This window comes from Marinobacter pelagius (assembly GCF_003315345.1).
Classification (GTDB): Bacteria; Pseudomonadota; Gammaproteobacteria; order Pseudomonadales; family Oleiphilaceae; genus Marinobacter; species Marinobacter pelagius_A.
Map to the genome: position 1 here is coordinate 44,930 of NZ_QNRO01000015.1, position 17,791 is coordinate 62,720.

General features: G+C 55.5%; 14 protein-coding genes and 1 pseudogene. 6 read left to right on the forward strand and 9 right to left on the reverse strand.

The genetic code is table 11. From position 1 onward, the window contains the following. Positions 1–3: 3 nt before the first annotated feature. Positions 4–1,482, reverse strand: coding sequence for a flavin-containing monooxygenase (locus DET50_RS13280; RefSeq protein WP_113863325.1), 1,479 nt, complete (start codon positions 1,480–1,482; stop codon positions 4–6). 107 nt (positions 1,483–1,589) lie between these two features. Then, entirely contained in the window at positions 1,590–2,489 is a 900-nt protein-coding gene (locus DET50_RS13285) for a LysR family transcriptional regulator (protein ID WP_113863326.1), read from the reverse strand. Between the two features lie 115 nt (positions 2,490–2,604). Here DET50_RS13285 and DET50_RS13290 point away from each other — a divergent pair, with 115 nt between their 5' ends. Continuing rightward, positions 2,605–4,221 (forward strand): NADH-quinone oxidoreductase subunit L, encoded by a 1,617-nt coding sequence (locus tag DET50_RS13290; RefSeq protein WP_113863327.1) that lies wholly within the window; start codon positions 2,605–2,607, stop codon positions 4,219–4,221. Then, positions 4,218–6,647 carry a YbcC family protein gene (locus DET50_RS13295; protein WP_113863328.1) on the forward strand — a complete coding sequence of 810 codons (2,430 nt, stop codon included), beginning with the start codon at positions 4,218–4,220 and terminating at the stop codon, positions 6,645–6,647. Before DET50_RS13290 ends, DET50_RS13295 begins: the two co-directional genes overlap by 4 nt. A gap of 181 nt (positions 6,648–6,828) precedes the next feature. Here DET50_RS13295 and DET50_RS13300 read toward each other — a convergent pair whose 3' ends face one another. Beyond that, positions 6,829–7,797 carry a beta-ketoacyl-ACP synthase III gene (locus DET50_RS13300; RefSeq protein WP_113863329.1) on the reverse strand — a complete coding sequence of 323 codons (969 nt, stop codon included), beginning with the start codon at positions 7,795–7,797 and terminating at the stop codon, positions 6,829–6,831. A 186-nt stretch (positions 7,798–7,983) separates the two neighbouring features. Between DET50_RS13300 and DET50_RS13305 the strand changes: the two genes are divergently transcribed. Then, positions 7,984–8,226, forward strand: coding sequence for an HP1242/YdcH family protein (locus DET50_RS13305; protein WP_113863330.1), 243 nt, complete (start codon positions 7,984–7,986; stop codon positions 8,224–8,226). A 20-nt stretch (positions 8,227–8,246) separates the two neighbouring features. On the opposite strand, the gene DET50_RS13310 is transcribed toward DET50_RS13305, so the two are convergent. The 3 genes from DET50_RS13310 to ycaC form a co-directional block, all read right to left on the reverse strand. Further along, positions 8,247–9,449 (reverse strand): MFS transporter, encoded by a 1,203-nt coding sequence (locus tag DET50_RS13310; RefSeq protein WP_113863331.1) that lies wholly within the window; start codon positions 9,447–9,449, stop codon positions 8,247–8,249. 133 nt (positions 9,450–9,582) lie between these two features. Further along, positions 9,583–10,437, reverse strand: a complete 855-nt coding sequence (locus DET50_RS13315) for a mechanosensitive ion channel domain-containing protein (RefSeq protein WP_113863332.1) — start codon at positions 10,435–10,437, stop codon at positions 9,583–9,585. Between the two features lie 72 nt (positions 10,438–10,509). Next, on the reverse strand, positions 10,510–11,130 hold the full coding sequence (gene ycaC / locus DET50_RS13320) for an isochorismate family cysteine hydrolase YcaC (RefSeq protein WP_113863333.1): 621 nt from the start codon (positions 11,128–11,130) through the stop codon (positions 10,510–10,512). Between the two features lie 142 nt (positions 11,131–11,272). On the opposite strand from ycaC, the gene DET50_RS13325 reads away from it, so the two are divergent. Both DET50_RS13325 and DET50_RS19500 read left to right on the forward strand, forming a co-directional pair. Then, a complete protein-coding gene (locus DET50_RS13325) occupies positions 11,273–12,208 on the forward strand; it encodes a LysR substrate-binding domain-containing protein (protein WP_113863334.1) in 936 nt (311 codons plus the stop codon). Between the two features lie 558 nt (positions 12,209–12,766). Further along, positions 12,767–12,985 (forward strand): annotated as a pseudogene (locus DET50_RS19500) (glycine zipper domain-containing protein); the annotation flags it as partial. Here DET50_RS19500 and DET50_RS13340 read toward each other — a convergent pair. From DET50_RS13340 to DET50_RS13350, 3 genes are all read right to left on the reverse strand, one after another. Next, on the reverse strand, positions 12,978–13,595 hold the full coding sequence (locus tag DET50_RS13340; protein ID WP_113863335.1) for a site-specific integrase: 618 nt from the start codon (positions 13,593–13,595) through the stop codon (positions 12,978–12,980). The pseudogene DET50_RS19500 and the gene DET50_RS13340 sit on opposite strands and share 8 nt — an antisense overlap. Positions 13,596–13,670: 75 nt before the next feature. Further along, entirely contained in the window at positions 13,671–14,861 is a 1,191-nt protein-coding gene (locus DET50_RS13345) for a peptidoglycan-binding domain-containing protein (RefSeq protein WP_113863336.1), read from the reverse strand. A 103-nt stretch (positions 14,862–14,964) separates the two neighbouring features. Then, positions 14,965–15,474 carry a hypothetical protein gene (locus DET50_RS13350; protein ID WP_113863337.1) on the reverse strand — a complete coding sequence of 170 codons (510 nt, stop codon included), beginning with the start codon at positions 15,472–15,474 and terminating at the stop codon, positions 14,965–14,967. A gap of 333 nt (positions 15,475–15,807) precedes the next feature. On the opposite strand from DET50_RS13350, the gene DET50_RS13355 reads away from it, so the two are divergent. Beyond that, positions 15,808–17,745 (forward strand): hypothetical protein, encoded by a 1,938-nt coding sequence (locus DET50_RS13355; RefSeq protein ID WP_113863338.1) that lies wholly within the window; start codon positions 15,808–15,810, stop codon positions 17,743–17,745. Positions 17,746–17,791 lie beyond the last annotated feature (46 nt).

Sequence of the window (17,791 nt, forward strand, 5' to 3'; positions counted from 1 at the left end):
TAGTCAGTTGGAGGGGTTCAGGAACTGGTAGTCGGCGGTCTCCACGTGCCGGGTGGCAAACCGGTAGGTGAAGGTGAACCCCGGCCAGTTCACGGTGTTCCTGCCATTCTCATCCAGGTACCAGGAGGTACAGCCGGTATCCCAGACGGTTCCTTCAAGTCCGGTCTGAACAACCCGGGAGAAGCGCTCCTGGCGATCCTCGCGCACATCCATGGCGGCTCCCGGGTACTTGTCCAGTGCCTTCAGGCAATCGAGAACGTAGCGGAACTGGGATTCGAGCATATAGAGAATGGAGTTGTGGGCCAGATTGGTGTTGGGCCCGTAGAGCATGAACATGTTGGGAAAACCGCTGACTGTGATGCCTTTGAAGGCCACCGCGCCGTCCTTCCAGGCTTCATTCAGGTTCCTGCCGTTGCGCCCGATAATGTTGATTGGTGACAGGAACTCCGATGCCCGGAAACCGGTCGCCAGTATGATGGCATCGGCCGGGTAGTGAGCGCCGTCGGCGGTGACCACACCATCCGGTGCGACCTCACGGATAGGATCGGTGACCAGGTTTACGTTGGTCTGGTTGATGGCCGGGTACCAGTCGTTGGAGATCAGGATACGCTTACAGCCAATCTGGTAATCGGGAATGATCTTCCGGAGCTTTTCCGGGTCAGTAACCCGTTTTTGTGCTTCCTTACGCGCCTGTCGGGCAAAGATCTCCAGAAGTCCATTGAAACGGGTGAACGCGAGCGCCCGGGTTTCGTTCTTCCAGTAGATCAGGTACCGGTAAAGCCGGTCCCAGATCGGCAGTTTGCTGAACAGCCACTGCTCCCACGGCCTGAACGGGCGATCCGGCTTGGGCAGGACCCAGGCGGCGCTGCGCTGGAAGAGGCTGAGGGTGTTCGCCTGTTTGGCGACTTCGGGCACAAACTGGATGGCGCTCGCGCCGGTGCCGATCACGGCGACCTTCTTGCCGGTAAGATCGTAATCGTGGTCCCAGCGGGCGGAATGGAACATCCTGCCCCGGAACTGATCCAGGCCTTCGATGTTGGGCCGGGCGGGTTGGTTCAGTTGGCCCGTCGCGGTGATGAGAATGCGGGAGGTGAGCCTTTCCCCGGAGGTCAGGGATACGTTCCAGCGGTTCAGCCGCTGATCAAACTCCGCTTCTGCAACCTCCGAGTTGAAGCGGATGTGTTCGCCAAGCCCGTATTTTTCAACACAGTGCTCCAAGTAACCCAGTATTTCGCTCTGCAGGCCAAATTTGCGGGACCAGTCGTGCTTGGGCTCAAAGGAGTAGGAATAGAAATGGGACTGGACGTCGCAGGCGGCGCCGGGATAGGTATTGTCGCGCCAGGTACCGCCCACGCGGCCCGCTTTTTCCAGCAGGGTTATGTTGTGGTAGCCCGCTCTCTTGAGCTGAATCGCCATCCCCAATCCGCCAAAACCGGTACCGATGATAAGTATGGACGGGGACTCGGTGTTTGCTCTTTGCATGGTTCTCGCTGCCCGGATGTTGTTATTTTCATGGACTCATCCCGAGTATACGGCGACCGACGAAAGGAATGTATGACTTATTCGCACATCGGCGTTGGTCAGAATTCTCAATCGGGCAGGGAGGTTAGCAGCTCATCTGCCGGTTGGGTCAGCAGTTCGGAAACCAGTGATGGCTGGAACTGGCGCCGGATGCTGATGGCATAGAACTCCTCGTAAACCCCGGGTAAGGCCCCGTAATCACGCAGCACCCCGGCACGTAACTCATCACGGACCACAACCGGCGGCAATACTGCAAAATTGCGAGTATCACGGGTGAGCAGTCGCATCATTGCCATGTCATCCACTTCCGCAATGATATTCGGGTAAAAGCCGTGGTATTCGCAGATCTGGTCGAAGGCCTGTCGAATATGGTTGTCCGGTCCCGGCACGATCAGGTTCCTGCCGTGTAGGAATTTAGGCAATTCAGGCGTGGAGGCATCACCGGGCGGACCAATGACGCTCACGGGTTGCCGGGCAAGGCGCCTTGAGCGCCAGGGGTTCTGGTCATCACCCTGGACCGGCTGATTGGAGAGAATCAGATCCAGCCGGTGGGCGGACAAACGTCTGAGCAGATCATCGAGGCTGCCGCTCTGGAGCTTCAGTTCCAGATCCTTCCGCCCCAGCAGCGGCCTCAGAAATCCCTCCTGGAAGTTCCTGGACAGGGTGGCAACCGCGCCGACCTTGAGGATCTCCCGGTTGGTCTGAGTGCCGGAACGGAACAGTGCCGCCAGTTCCTCTCCCTGCCGGAAAATGTCCTCGGCATAGTTGAAGGCAACCCGTCCCGCCTCTGACAGCCGCAATCGGCGTCCTTCCCGGATGAAAAGATCATGCCCAAGACTTTCTTCCAGCTTGCGGATCTGGCCGGACAAGGCTGATTGGGAGATATGGAGTGACTCTGCGGCCTTGGTCAGATGGCCAACCCGGGCCACTGTCCAGAAATAGTAAAGATGGTGGTAGTTCAGTCGCATCGAAGCATTCCCGAAACAATCGATCTGTTTAAGTGAACGGTTTGATATTTATAAACCATTTTTATCGATGCTGCACTCCCTGCAAACTTACTGCACGCAATGAAGGGAGTAAATCATGATGCAGAGCCTCAGTTTTTTATCCATCCCGGTATTGATCGGGTGGTTGTTGCTGCCAATCAGTTTCTTTGTCGTTGCAGTGTTCAGTAACTGGACAAGCAACCCTCTCAAAACCCGTCATTGCTGGCGAATTTCCGAGGGCCTGCTGCTGGGAACCCCGGGAATCACCGGCATCGTGGGCGTAATGTTGCTACTGGATGCCTGGCTTATTGATACCGGCCTGCCGGAGGCGGGGGCCCGTCTTGGCCTGTACCCCGATGCACTGGCTGTCTGGATGGGGCTGATGGTGGCGTTCATCGGGTGGGTCATTCTCCGATACGCGCGGGATTACCTGGCCGGCGACCCGGCGAAAGATACCTTTTTGCCCTGGTTCCTGACCACGCTTGCCTGCGTACTCCTGCTCGTATTCACCGACCACATGCTGGTCCTGGCGGGCGCCTGGATCGGTGTCAGCCTGGCACTCCATCAACTGTTGACCCTGTATGGTGACCGACCCGAGGCGCGCCTGGCCGCTGCCCAGAAATTTATTGCGAGCAGGCTTGGGGATATCTGCGTCATCGCCAGTGTCCTTCTGCTGTGGAACCACTACGGCACGTTCCGGCTCCCCGAGATGATGGCGGGAGAGGCGGTTGTCGGCCAGTCCTCTGCATCGCTGACCTATGCCTCATTGCTCCTGGCCATTGCCGCGATTCTGAAATGTGCCCAGATTCCCTTCCACGGCTGGCTGCTGCGGGTCATGGAAGCTCCGACCCCGGTTTCTGCCTTGTTGCACGCGGGTGTCATCAACCTGGGTGGTTTTCTGTGGCTGCGACTGTTCCCGGTATTTGAGGGATTCACCGCCGGACATGCGCTGTTGCTGGTGGTAGGCGGGGGAACTGCCCTGATTGCGGTGCTCACCATGATGACCCAGACGTCCGTCAAACACGCCCTGGCCTGGTCCACCATTTCCCAGATGGGCTTCATGCTGTTCGAGATTGCTCTCGGGGCCTATGTGCTCGCACTGCTGCACCTGCTCGCGCATTCCCTGTACAAAGCGCATTCGTTCCTGGCCTCGGGCCGGACGGTCAAGGTCTCCGCCATCTCGTTCCACTCCGGCTCAGCAACTGGGGGCAATATCATGCTGGCCGGTGCCGGTGCGGCACTCGCCACCTTGATCCTCTGGCTCTGGCCTGATCTCGTTGAGGGCAAATCGGTGCTTGCCGGCCTGCTGGTCCTCGCGGTTACCAGCGTGATCATGGGCATTCCAGACGGTGCCAGCGCCAAAACACGGGCGCTGGTCATGACCATGGCCCTCATGCTGGTGCCGCTTTACGGTGCACTGCATGCCGTCCTTGGGGGGGCATTCGGAGCGCACGAAGCGATGGTGCCGCCACTCGAGGCTTCCATTGTTGCCTGGGGAATCCTGATTGCACTGGCACTGCTCTCTGTGCTGATCCTGGTTGCCAGCCGGGCCAGGGCGGTCCGTGTTCTCCAGGCTCGATTCAGCCAGGGGCTGCGTCTGGAACAGCCTTTTGAGCAGATCACCCGCAAGCTTGCCAGTGATGCGCTGAACGTTCCACACAAAACTCGCGACCACCTGTCCGGTTATCCCGCTACTGCAGGAGAAAGATCATGACCGCTAAACTCGCCGTTGCCCTGGCGGCCCCCGAGAAAGAGGTAACCGCCTTGCTGTCGGGAATCTGCCAGACGATTGCACCGATTTGGCCGCTGGATCGCTGGATTGCTGTGAATCCCTGGTGGGGTTTGCGGGACATGCCGATCATCGGTGCAGCGCGGAAGCTTCAGCGCAATGCCGGCATAGGAATGCTGATGCCCGCCGAGTTCTACCTGAGCGCCCTGGAGAGCGGTCGGATCCGGGAGGAGGACCTTCTGGAGGCTATTTCGGAGCGGGGGCTGGAGGTGTCTGGCGATGCCGTCATTGGTGCCCTGAAACGCAGTCCCGGTGGCACGCGGCAGGTGTTTTCCGCGCTGGAACATTTTCCGGTGCCGGATTCCCGGCCGTCCCCGGCGGCGGAGGTCAGGGAACAGGTTGGCCGTGTCTGCGCACGATTTTTTGACCAGAGGCAGTCCCGGTGGCGCTCTGAGGATGACTCCGGAAGTCTGTTCGCATTCTGGTTGGATCAGACCCGCATCGATCCCTGGCCCGGCAAGGGAACGGAGCTTGGAGTTACTCGCGAAGCACTCGCCGGACTCCCAACAGATTGGCGTCAGGCGGCCGAACGGATCATCGAAGATCTGCCCTATACCGAGGGTGAACTTGAGGCCCTGGGTCACAGCCTGCTATGTGGTCTGCCGGGATGGGCTTCCTGGTGCCGGGGTGTTGACTGGCGCGCGGGACTGGAGGGCCGGACCTCGGACGTCTGCGCCGAACTTCTGACGATTCTTCTGGCCTGGGAGTGGCTTGCGATCGAGCGCCTGCCGGTGAAGCGCAAGGCAGCATGGCAGCGCAGCCGGGGAGCCTGGACGGACACGGCAAGCGATTCATCAGCACTTGATCTTCTGGAAATGAGCCCCTGGCTGTTCCAGCGGGCATTCGAACTGGCGTGGGCCCGAAGCCTGGAGGACAGGCTGATCAAAGCCGCATCTCACCACGAGAAGGACAAGGTAACGCCACCGGCCATTCAGGCGGCGTTCTGTATTGACGTTCGTTCCGAGGTGTTCCGGCGCCATCTGGAAGCAGGAAGACCGGGAATCCAGACCATCGGCTTTGCCGGATTCTTCGGCGTTCCTGTGACCCATCAAGAGCCGGGGCCCAGGGAAGATGAGCCGCGGCTTCCGGGTCTGCTGGCACCCAGTTACCGGTTCAATGAATCCACCGGCAACCTGACGGACGATATGGATCTGAACCGTCGCCTGGACCAACGGGAGATGACCAGGGAATCTGTTCGGAAGGGCAAGTATTCCAGTCTTTCCACCTTTACCCTGGTGGAAACCACCGGGCTTGCCTGGGCATGGAAACTGATCCGTGACAGCCTGCACAGGAATTCCGCTTCGGCTGCTAGAGAAGAAGGCCTCGGGGAAGGGCGCCTGTGCCATGTGCACGGAGGTGATCCGGTCCGGGATGAGGAAAGAGTCGCGATTGTCGAGAACCTTTTGCGGGGCATGTCCCTCACCAGCAACTTTGGCAGCCTGCTGTTACTGGTCGGTCACGGGACCCACACCGACAACAACCCCAACGAGGCCGGACTGGCCTGTGGTGCCTGCGGTGGCAAGAATGGAGGTATCAATGCGAGGATCGCTGTCGAGCTGCTCAACGACCGGATTGTTCGCGAGGGGCTGGCAGAGCGGGGCATCCGCATTCCGGATTACTGCTGGGCGCTGGCGGCGGAGCATTGCACGGTCACCGACAAGGTCAGGATCATCGGCCGTGACCGGGTGCCGGACTCACACCTGATCCGGCTTGAGGAGCTGGAGCGGGCCCTGGCGGAGGCCGGCCACGAGACCCGCCGTGAGCGGGCCACCAGCCTGGGCCTCAACGGGACAATGGATAAACAGCTCGAGCAAGAGCTGAGCAGACGAACCAGGAACTGGGCCGAAATCCGGCCGGAATGGGGCCTGGCCAACAATGCGGCGATCATCTTCGCCAAACGCCAGCGCAGCCGCGGTGCCAATCTTGGCGGCCGCTGCTTCCTCCACGACTATGATCCGGCCCAGGATGAGGAAGGCAAGATCCTGGAAGTACTGATGACTGCCCCGATGGTGGTGGCGAACTGGATCAACCTCCAGTACTTCGCCTCCGTCACCGCGCCCACGGTCTACGGTGCCGGCAACAAGCTGCTGCATTCCGTGGTTGGAGGCAATCTCGGAGTAATCGAAGGTAACGGCACAGATCTGCGGATCGGCTTGCCAATCCAGTCCGTCCACGACGGCCGCCTCTGGAGGCACGAACCCATGCGCCTGACGGTAGTGATAGACGCCCCGGAAGCCCGTATCCGGGCGGTACTGGAAAAGCATCCGGACGTGGCAGCGCTGGTCAACAACCACTGGTTGTGGCTATACCAGCTTGGCAGTGGGGGAGAGTTGATTCCCTGGAAGGGATAAAACCGGTGAAGCCCGCAGGGACGCAGTCCGGCGTGGGGTTGGGGTCAGATGAAGGCTTTCATCAGACCCCGATGCCAGAGGACCCAATGCCGGACCACTCCCGAAGAACCGCCCCAATTCCGCAGTCCAACTCAGGGGTCAGATGAAAGCCTTCATCTGACCCCATCTTCAATCAACCGCCTCAATACCGAAGCAACGCCGACCCCCAGGTAAACCCACCCCCAAAGGCCTCCAGTAACACCACCTCATTCCGCTTGATCCGCCCGTCGCGAACAGCTACATCGAGCGCCAGGGGAATGGAGGCGGCCGAGGTATTGCCATGTTGGTCCACCGTCACGACGACCTGATCCATCGGCAATTTCAATTTCCTGGCGGTAGCTGAAATGATCCGCAAATTGGCCTGATGTGGCACCAGCCAATCCACGTCACTCTTTTCCATATTATTGGCTTCAAGGGTCTCATCGACGATCTTGCCCAGGGTATTCACCGCTACCTTGAATACTTCGTTGCCCTTCATCTCCACGAATGCAAGGCCGGCTTTCACCCGCTCGAAGTCGTCGGCAATACCGCACGGAACATGCAGCAGTTCTTCATATTGACCATCCGCATGGATATGGGTCGAGAGAATCCCGGTTTCCTCGTTGGCCTCAAGGATCACCGCGCCGGCACCGTCACCGAACAACACGCAGGTGCCCCGGTCTTCCCAATTGAGGATGCGTGAGAATACTTCCGCGCCAATCACCAGCGCCTTCTTGCTGCTGCCGGTCTTGATGAACTTGTCCGCAACGGACAGGGCATAGACAAAACCACTGCATACGGCCTGGATATCAAAAGCCGGACAGCCATGAATACCCAGACGGGCCTGCAGAATGCAAGCGGAACTCGGGAAGATCTTGTCGGGGGTAGAAGTGGCGAACACGATGAGATCAATATCGTCAGCCTTGATGCCAGCCGCTTCAATCGCCCGTAGTGCAGCCTGTTCGGCCAGATCGACCGTGGTCTGTCCGTCTTCCGCAATGTGGCGCTGCTCGATACCGGTACGTTCCCGAATCCACTGGTCGGAAGTATCCACCAGAGACTCCATGTCCTTATTGGTCAGGATCTTCTCCGGAAGATAGGAGCCGGTGCCAACGATTCGGGCGTAAGTCATGCTTGTTATTCCTCAGGTGTACGGTGTTGCTGACTGGCATTGGATGCAATAGTGCCATCCTATACCCTGGCAGCTCCGGAGGTTATTAGCGATTTGTCAAAGACCCCACAGGAATGTTCCAGTTCTACTATGATGAGGGAAGAGCCAAACGCTCGCTCAAATTCAGTCAACCGGAGGCAAATCACTATGGGCATTACCAGCCACGAACTCCACAAGGAATTTCCCGAATACAAGGACCGGATCGAGGAACTCAAAGCCAACGACATGAAATTCAGTGAGAAACTCACCCGATACTCCGAGTTGGACCAGGAAATCGAAGGGCTGGAACAAAGAGGTGGACCCATCAGTGATGACAAAATGCACCGACTGAAAGCATGGCGAGCCCAACTGAAGGATGAGCTCTATCAGACATTAACAAACGGTAAGTAAATTCCGCTCACCCTTAGCCCCTATGCGGTACTGGTGGCGCCAGCCGTTGAAAGCTGGCGCCAGGCCATGAAGAAAATCATCAGTCCCGCCACCGCAGTGGTCGCACCGACATAACCCGTGGATTCCCACCCGAAGCCCGCAGTAATTGCCAGACCACCCAACCAGGGCCCCAAGGCGTTGGCCACGTTGAAGGCAGCGTGGTGGGAAGCGGCAGCGAGGGTCTGGGCGCCGCTGGCCACGTCCATCAGGTGAGTCTGCAGGGCAGGCCCAAGCCCGACCATCAGCGCCACCAGGAAACACATCCCCATCATTAGCCAGAGGTTGTCAGTGGCGAGCGGGAATAGCAGGAGCGTGCCGGTAGCCCACAACAGCAACCAGCCGACACCTCTGAACTGAAGGCGGTCAAAGATCCATCCACCCAGGATGTTTCCGGTGAATCCGCCCAGCCCGAAGATGAAAAGAACGACCGGAATCCAGCCATCCGACACTTCAGTAACTTCCAGAAGAGTTGGCGCCAGATAGCTGAATACACAGAACATTCCGGAAAACCCGATCGCGCCTATGGCCAGCGGATACCAGATTTCTGCGCGCCCGAATGCGCGGACCTCATGCAACGGGCTGCTGCGTTCCTCGTTACGATCAACCGGGAGAAAACTGTACACCGACACCCCGGTCACCAGGGCCACCAGACCCACGAAGGCAAAGGCATAGCGCCATTCCACGCTTTGTCCCATGAGGGTTGCCAGGGGATTGCCGATCAGCAGAGCCAGGGTCAGGCCGATCATGACCCGACTGACCGCCTTGGCCCGCTGGTTCACGGGCACCAGGGACGCAGCAACCAGTGCCGCTACACCAAAATAGGCCCCATGGGGCAGGCCGGCGATAAACCGGGAGACCAGAAGCGTGCTGTAATCGCCCGCGACCGCGCTGGCCAGGTTGCCCAGGGCATAGAACCCCATTAATGCGATCAATAAATGACGCCGGAAAAAGCGCGCGCCGATGATGGCCAGCAAGGGAGCGCCTACCACCACACCCATAGCGTAGGCACTGATGAGATGACCAACCTGAGGCTCGCTCACTCCCAGGTCGCTGGCCACGTTCGGCATGAGCCCCATGAGCGCGAACTCGCCGGTGCCAATGGCGAATCCACCCAGGGCGAGGGCAACCTGGATCAGGATTGCCTGTGTCGGGGTGATGGATTGCGCTGCGTTCCTGGCTGACATGGGTTTCCTTTGGAAAGTGGAGGGGAAACCGAGCATTGTCGCGGAGATTGGGGCTGATTTTTATAGGCAATTCCGCGAACTGATAAGTCTCGATGGAGAGTGCCTAAAGGCCGCAACAGTGAATTCGGGATTCTCAAGCGTTCTTGCCAGAAAACGCTCGGTTCGCGAAAACCTCTGAGAGAATGGCCTGCTCAACATGACTCCGCTGCCCGGATTTCACGGGTAGTCGGACGATAAGATGGATTTCCCCGGCCGCCGGGACCTGAATGCTGACCTTCGGGTCAACGGAGGGCACCTCCAGCCCGCGCGAAATACCAACCTTGTTCATGTATTTTCGGACAGTTTCCAGGTAAGGCTCGCATTGGCGCCTGGCTGATTCGAGAAGGGCTTGTTGAGCTGCAGGCCAGTCATCCTCCCGCTTGAAAGGCACGGTGAAAGCGTGAAAGTCCCAATTATCGGTGAAGCTCTCGTTGATCACAGGTTCCGACACGAACAGGGCATTAGGTATAACGATCATACGGCCGGTACGCTGATGGCCGGTCTTCCCCGGGCCGACCTCCATGATTGTCGTTGCGAGTAGCGTCTGGTCGATCACGTCGCCACGGAAATCCTTTACCTGGATGCGATCCCCCAGATTGAACGACCTGGCGCCGCCTTTGAGGATCGCACCGGACATACACAGAATCAGCTCCTTGGTGGCGATGACAACAGCTGCGGCGATCGCAACGATGGAAAGGGCGAGGGCGCGGATTTGTTCACCCCAGATCAACGCAAGGCCCAGTATCCCAAGCAGCAGAAAACCGTTTCGTGAGTTAACCAGCAATCGCCCCCGTAGTTCGGAGGAAGTCACGTTCTTTCTTATGAAACGGGCGGTGAGGGTCCGCAGGATAATGATGGCGATGACCAACAGCGCGGTGCTGACGAGCAGGCGAAACATGGAACCCGGTACTGAGAAATTTTCCGGTAGCCAGCTTAGACTTTCCAACATATTCGAGGTTCGTTCCACTTGGGGGCAGCCCAAACCCACGATCCCTGTGGGTTTGAGTCAATGCGGTTCAGGTCAGTTCTTCTGGGAAGAATAGTTCTGCATCAGATTAGCATAGTGCGGCAAGTGCCTGGCCAGAATACCGCCAAAACCTTCGATGTCGTTGCGCCAGTCGCGGTGCAACTCGCAACCGACGCTGAACCAGTTCATCAGCTGGGCGCCAGCCTGCTCCATCCGACTCCAGGCTGCGTCCCGGGTGGTCTGATTGAAGGTTCCGGAAGCATCGGTTACGACAAACACCTCATAACCCTCTTCCAGTGCTGACAGGGTGGGGAATGCCACACAAACGTCGGTCACCACACCGGCAATTAGCAGTTGCTTCTTGCCAGTAGCCTTAACTGCCTTGACGAAATCTTCGTTGTCCCACGCATTGATCTGGCCGGGGCGCGCGAAATAGGGTGCGTCAGCGAATGCTTCTTTCAGTTCCGGAACCATCGGGCCATTGGGGCCGTCTTCAAAGCTGGTGGTCAGGATTGTCGGAATGTCGAAGAACCGGGCAATATCCGCCAGGGCCAGGACGTTGTTCTTGAAATCATCCGGACTGAAATCCCGGACCAGGGAGAGCAGACCAGACTGGTGGTCCACCATCAGCAGAGTTACGTCATCCTTGTTCAACCGGTTGTACTTGAACGCCATGGTCATTCTCCTCATTTTGCTATGTGATTGAGTAGCGGCTGTGGCCGCCGGCTGCGTTGATGGGAGAATCATAGGAACCACTGACTGGACTGAGTAGACGGCAAAAACCATACTCTCTGTTCTATAAACAGGACGATGTCACATGCAGGATCTCAACGACCTTTACTTCTTTGTACAGGTGATCGATCACGGTGGTTTTGCGCCGGCGGGCCGCGCACTGGGAATTCCGAAATCCAAGCTGAGTCGTCGTATTTCAGTGCTTGAGGATCGGCTGGATACCAGACTGATCAACCGGTCTACGCGGCATTTTTCCGTTACCGAGTTGGGGCAGGAGTATTACCGTCATTGTGTTGCAATGCTGGTGGAGGCAGAAGCCGCACAGGAGGTTATTGACCAATCGCGTGCCGAGCCGAGGGGAGTGGTTCGATTGAGTTGCCCTCCCGGTCTGATCTACTTCCACGTTGGGCAGTTACTGGTGCGTTTCATGGCCCGGTATCCCCACGTGAAGATTGAGATTGATGCAACCAGTCGCCGGGTTGATGTGATCAAGGAAGGCTACGATGTAGCCCTGAGAGTCCGCTTCCCACCGCTCGAAGATAGCGAACTTGCCATGAAGGTGCTGTCGAAGAGCCCACAGTGCCTGATGGCATCCCCGGACTTTTTCGATACTTATCCAAAACCCGCCGTTCCTGACGATCTGGCCGATATGCCCAGTCTCGATTTTGAACAAGCGGACGGCAAACACGTGTGGTGCCTCGACGGACCGGAGGGCGCTACCGCCCAGGTGCACCACTCGCCACGGCTTGTAACGGATGATGTATTCACGCTCAGACAGGCGGCGATGGAAGGGCTTGGTATTGTTCGTATGCCGTTGATAGTTGGCGGTCGTGACCTTGTGGAGCGTCGATTGATCAACGTTTTACCTGGCTGGCAGCCCCGCGGCGGCATTCTTCATGCGGTGTTCCCTTCCCGGCGGGGCCTGCTGCCTGCGGTCAGGGCTTTGTTGGATTTTTTAGGAGACTCGATGGCCGACGTGGACTTTTCCATACCCGGTGAAGCTCATCTGGCGCTCGAATAAACTCAGTAGCTAGACGGCCTCACCGGAGGCGAAGCCGGTGACCTCTTCAAAGATCGGCGTCAACCACCTGGTACATCCAAATCCGCGAGAACTGGTCAATGCTGTCTATTACCGAAATACGACTTTGTCTTCACGCATTCAGGTCTTTCTCGATTTCTTGGAGGCCCGTTGGAGCCCCTTATTGGAATAGTCTGTTTTCGTGCTAACGGGGTGTTCAAAAATTGATCTGCAATAACCCCGATAAAGCAATTACGCCTCACACGATCATCCAAGAGGGAATTGAGGATGAAGAGAAAAAGGATTGTGGCAGGAAGCCTTATAGCCTCGTCCACACTGGTTGCCATGATGTGCCTGACATTACCTGCCGTGGCACAACAAACCATTGTTTACCCGGCAAAAGGTCAAACAGCCGAGCAACAAGCCCGTGACGAAGCCGAATGTTATGCATGGGCCAAGCAGTCCACAGGCGTTGATCCCGCAGCCATAGCCTAGGCATCCACTGCTGTCCCGGCACAGACGGCTCCGACAACCGGAGCCGGCGGGGAGCGTCTCCGCGGCGCTGCGCGTGGTGCTGCAGGTGGCGCAATCATCGGTGAAATCGCTGATGACGATGCGGGTAAAGGCGCTGCAGTGGGAGCTGTAGCCGGAGCCATGGCCGGTGGCGCCAAAGCGAGGCAGAAACAGGCGGCCGAACAGGAAGCCCAGCAACAGCAAATGGCTGACTACTATCGAGCTTTCGCTGCGTGTATGGAAGGTCGTGGTTACACCGTCAAGTGAACCGGATGATGTGAGCAAGCACTAGACTGTTCGTTTCCGCCCCTCGGTCCGCAGTGGCAACCATGGCTTGCTCATAGATCCGCTGGACCTGCCTTTTACAAATCGCATCTCCTTTTTTGGAAGGAAGGACCGGTGTGGATTCGCCGGGAACGGGCAGGGGGGAAGTGAGCCCCTGATGCAGACGCAATCTCTTGAGATAGCCAAGGTAGGCATCCGGGAGGGTGACCTGACGGGTCTTGTCGCCCTTGCCGAAAACCGAATAGGCCCAGTAGGGCTCGCCATCCACGATGGTTCGCCTGAAGTCTTCGAAGGTTGGCGTCCGCATTTGGCCGCGATCCACGGGCCGGGGTGCCAGTTCGCTGACCCGGAGGAACAGGCTTTTCATCGTGACGATCACGAAAAGATGACGTTCGAACTTGGCATCGGCGCTGGCCAGTTCGGTCAGCGTTTCCAGCAGGTAAGACCATTGCCAGTCGGTAAGCCGGCGCACCTCGACATCACGGTCCTGGTTCAGGTTTGGCTTGGCATTCCGATCCCGTTTGCGAACGTCCTGCAGTGGGTTTCGCTGCAGGTAATCACGACGTACCAGGTATTTGAAGAGCGTTTGCAAGTTGGTGTGACTGGCGTTGAGGCTGGCCTGGGTTACGGAATAGGGCGTCTTCGTGTCTTTGGAGCGAAGGGCCGGCTACAAGCATCTCTCAAATGATGAAGTGAGAATTCTGCGACTCAGCTGACTGTCACCGACGTTTGACGACGGTGTATTAGCTGCGGAAATCAGGCCAGATTGGTATTCTACAGCTGTGCATTCGCAGAACTCATTTTTTGAGGCCTTGTCGCCGTTGGGCTGCTGATTGAGAATCAGATCAGCCGAACCCATGCAGCTTTCGTAAGCATAATTATACGTTTTAATGGGATCAACGCATTGCGCTAAGGCGTTAGTATAATCGTCGTATTCCTGGTTCTTGGGCTTACCAGAATGAATTTTTTTGTATTTTCGTTCTATACAGTCACAGTCAAACCTTCTAGCTGTTGATGATGTACCATAACGGCACTGCTCGATTTGATCTGCAATGTATCGAGATATTAATGGTTCCGGTTCGCTAGAATTTTTGTTATTTTTGAATTCTGTGCAGTCTCTTGTTTGCTGATCACAAATTTCGCCCCATTTTTTAAATTGGATTGAATTAATTTCCTGATTTTTCAGCTTATTAAGAACCGAATCACGACAAATTGAGTGAAGTTCAATGCATGACTTATCATGTGTAGGTCGGTCAAATACAAGTTCTGGTGGGAAGTTTTTACTACTAACTGCAGCTTGACTTGTTTGTGGGTTTTTGACAGGTATATTCTTTCGTTCGTGATTCTGGTTTTTTAGGTCTTGGGTAGCTGACGAATCTCGACCCAATATTTGTCGCCTATCCTGGCTCAGATAGCCAAGCAGTTCGGCGGTAACATTTCCGTCAACAGATAGCCCTTTATCCATCTTATAAGCCCGGATTCCTTTTTCAGTATTTCGGCCATATATACCGTCAGCTTGCCCCACATTGTATCCGAGTTGATTGAGCATCTGCTGGGCTGACGCTACATGACTGGGGCTTTTGTTATAATTAGCAAAGTAGGCTGGGGCATTTGTTGAGTTAACGGAGGGCGGCTTAGTTTCGCTCGATTCCTCCATTTTGTCTTCTGGAGCCGTCTTTGGAACTGGTTTTGTATCCCCATTTTTTCCAAACTGCGATATGTCCTCAGCTGTTTGTCGCAACTTATCTGCGGATTCGGCCAGTTCATCGAAAAAACCTGCGTTTGCAGGGGGCATGCTGAAAAGCCACAAAGCGGTAACGGCGGCAAAGGGAAAGCACCTGGTAAATGAACTCAACATGGCTATTCCTCCATTGAATAGCTGCTTTTTCTGTTACTCCGAAAATCCTATTGCGGAGCAAGATGCTAATGCCTGAGGTATCGGGAGTTTGCTTGCTATAGTCCTATCCAATTGGCAGTAAATTCAGGTGAAAGGCCACCATCACAGCTATTGCAAGTCCTGTGCAGCTCATGATCGTATATCTAAGTTTTCGAACAAACTTTGGATACCGTTTAAGTAAAGTTGCTAAGACGAGGGGGATGGGGGATACGATAAGAACATGTGCCCACCACTGCATCTCTGGTAAATATAGGTAATCAAGATAAGCAACCCCTGCCAGGCTCCCCCAAAAAATTAGCCCAAGAAAGCTTTGGTCATTTGAAATCGCTTGCAATTTTGACTGTTGTTTTCGGAGCGCTTTACGTTCAGATTGAGTGAGTTTAACGGCCGATTTTTCCTGTTCGACAAAATCTTGGCTCACAGCATTCCGGTCAGTGGCTACTGACGGCGTTGGAGAGAAATTCGATTTGTAGTGCTGAGCGCCAAGGCTGCTATGAGTATTGTACCCAACTCCAAATGCCTGCCCTGCCAGGTAATCATTCAGCTTCCGCTGCTCACTGTCGTCATAAGGCATCGCATGCCCTCCTCAACAGTAATCCCTTAGTTTTCTACAGGGAGTATGTTCCCTTAAAGGCTAACGCTCAACAAATTGCTAGACGGATATTTGCTTAAAAAAATACGGATAGAAGGTATGGCAATTTTAACGGCAAAGAATAATGAATTAGAGATTAGTAAGTTGTAAATTCAAACCCGAATCCATCATCAGAAGTTGTTGATAGTCAGCGCCTGTCTATAATATTTCTATTGCTGTGTGTTTTCAGTTTTTACAACAAAGTGTCAATAAGTCGGCCATAAGCATGCACATCATAGCAGTTGGCAATGCCCTAGGGCTGAATGGAGGGCTGTGATGAAACGTTTGATGGTGATCTGGCTTTTACTTTGCACTCTCGACGTGCGCGCCAGCGAATCTCTAACAGGCGTATGGTCAGGATACTACCGTTGCAGCAATACGCCTATTCGTCTAGACCTCTTTTTGGTCCAGGAGAATACCCAGCTTCAAGGCTTATTCGTGTTTTACTTGGACAGCGGAGATAGACCCAGCGGCGCTTTTAACATATCAGGCCAGAAGGACGAAAAGGCACGAACGCTGGTGCTTGAACCCGGTGAGTGGGAGAAGCGTCCTATCGGCTTCACCGCTGTTGGTCTTACCGGTCGATATGAAGGCAATCAAATCACAGGTACCATTTCCTTCAATCAATGCGGCAACTTCCAAGTAACGAAAGATCCAGAACGCACTGAGGAATTGTTGGCGCGGACCGAACGCTCCAAGCGGCTTTGGAATGAGGCTCCGACTGCGTTGGCAGAAGCTGCGAACGAAACACAGCGGTGCATAGCGGTTGCCAAGTGGGCCTCCAAGCTTAAAGCCGAATATCCTGAGCTGGATCTACGCCACACACCCCTCAACCAAGTTTTCGCAAAAGCAGCGCCACTATTTTCAGACGCTGACTTCAAGCCAGTCTGGGGTCAGTCATACACCGATTATAGTAAGAACGAACGCAAACGGATTTACTACGATATCTTGAGCCCCTGCTTAAAGAATCAGGAGCTGAGCGGATATTTTCAGGGTTACAGCCACATTGTTACCCGTCCGTTCATTCTGGACCGTGGTGATTTTTCTCACGCGGAAGTGGTTCTGCGAGTACAAATCATCTCCCAGGGGAGGCAATGGCTTCGAGATAGATCGTCAGATTTGAATCGACTGCCCCCAAATGAAGCGGGATACGCTTCATGGGAACAAATCCAGGTTGCTTCGGATGACAAACTCGCGGATTTATGGCCCAGCGAGCGCGCGGAATTCGAGCAACGCCTGGCAAATTCTCTAGAGAGCCTCGCTCCGGAAATTCTCGCTGGCCGTGTAGATAGAGCCGTAGCTGAGGCCACAGATTTTGGGGCGATATCACGCCTTGATCGATTACTGGAAGAAAACGGAGCGCTTGTTGATTCGGTAACCGAAGATCAGTTGGCTCACCACAGAACTATCATCGCCCGAAGGCAGGAACAGTTACTCAGCTCCGAAGTCTCGAGGGATGTTGAGGTACTATCCAATCTCTCGTCGAATCTGGATGGATTGGCGCAGTCCACTAAGTGGTTTCGGATGTTTCAAGGTAAATATCAGGCCATGGAGGGAGCGACTATCGCCCAAGCCATCCAAAAATTTCGGTTGCAACGCCGATTTCTCTTACAGAGCACACAATCCCAACTGATTCAGAAGGTTGAAAACGCCGATAAAGTCACGCAGCTCGATCAACTAGTAGCAAATTACATAGGCCTGTCTGGCGATCGAAACGAGCCGACCCTTGGTCCTGTTTGGACCAGTATTGATCATCGGCGGCAACAGCTTTTGATTAAGCAGCAAAGAGCCGCGTTAAACCAGAGTTACTGTGAACGTTTCAAGAACCCGGAAGATGCCGTCGAGTCTCCCTCGGAGCGGGATGTGTGCGTTGCCCTGGCAACGACAATCGATGATATGAACACCAGTTACAAAGAGTTGGGCCGTAAATGCCGGGCCCGAGAGTTCGGGAATAACCCCATTCTGGCCACACAGTGTTTGAGCTTATGTGTGGCTTCCGCGGGGGGATGCGATTTGTCTTTCAAAATGACCCATTTTGAAAATCTCGGTTGTGCTGCTGCCGAAGGTCAAGTTGGTTGGATCTGTGATTACTATTTAAAGTTCACTGGCAATGATGCGTTGATGAAAGAAGTGTTATCGACTATTGCCCCCAACGGCGGTCTAGGGCAAGGCCGTTTCATTAATGCTGGGGATCAATGGATCCACGTTCGATAACCTATGAAAAGGCTGTGGTCTGTAACATCAATGTGCGCCTTGTACT

Excerpts from the sequence above, each read along its gene's own strand:
- DET50_RS13355 (WP_113863338.1), top strand. The coding sequence starts at position 15,808 with ATGAAACGTTTGATGGTGATCTGGCTTTTACTTTGCACTCTCGACGTG.
- DET50_RS13325 (WP_113863334.1), top strand. The coding sequence starts at position 11,273 with ATGCAGGATCTCAACGACCTTTACTTCTTTGTACAGGTGATCGATCAC.
- DET50_RS13300 (WP_113863329.1), bottom strand. The coding sequence starts at position 7,797 with ATGACTTACGCCCGAATCGTTGGCACCGGCTCCTATCTTCCGGAGAAG.
- DET50_RS13290 (WP_113863327.1), top strand. The coding sequence starts at position 2,605 with ATGATGCAGAGCCTCAGTTTTTTATCCATCCCGGTATTGATCGGGTGG.
- DET50_RS13305 (WP_113863330.1), top strand. The coding sequence starts at position 7,984 with ATGGGCATTACCAGCCACGAACTCCACAAGGAATTTCCCGAATACAAG.
- DET50_RS13295 (WP_113863328.1), top strand. The coding sequence starts at position 4,218 with ATGACCGCTAAACTCGCCGTTGCCCTGGCGGCCCCCGAGAAAGAGGTA.
- DET50_RS13310 (WP_113863331.1), bottom strand. The coding sequence starts at position 9,449 with ATGTCAGCCAGGAACGCAGCGCAATCCATCACCCCGACACAGGCAATC.
- DET50_RS13280 (WP_113863325.1), bottom strand. The coding sequence starts at position 1,482 with ATGCAAAGAGCAAACACCGAGTCCCCGTCCATACTTATCATCGGTACC.
- DET50_RS13345 (WP_113863336.1), bottom strand. The coding sequence starts at position 14,861 with ATGTTGAGTTCATTTACCAGGTGCTTTCCCTTTGCCGCCGTTACCGCT.
- DET50_RS13285 (WP_113863326.1), bottom strand. The coding sequence starts at position 2,489 with ATGCGACTGAACTACCACCATCTTTACTATTTCTGGACAGTGGCCCGG.
- DET50_RS13315 (WP_113863332.1), bottom strand. The coding sequence starts at position 10,437 with ATGTTGGAAAGTCTAAGCTGGCTACCGGAAAATTTCTCAGTACCGGGT.
- ycaC (WP_113863333.1), bottom strand. The coding sequence starts at position 11,130 with ATGGCGTTCAAGTACAACCGGTTGAACAAGGATGACGTAACTCTGCTG.
- DET50_RS13350 (WP_113863337.1), bottom strand. The coding sequence starts at position 15,474 with ATGCCTTATGACGACAGTGAGCAGCGGAAGCTGAATGATTACCTGGCA.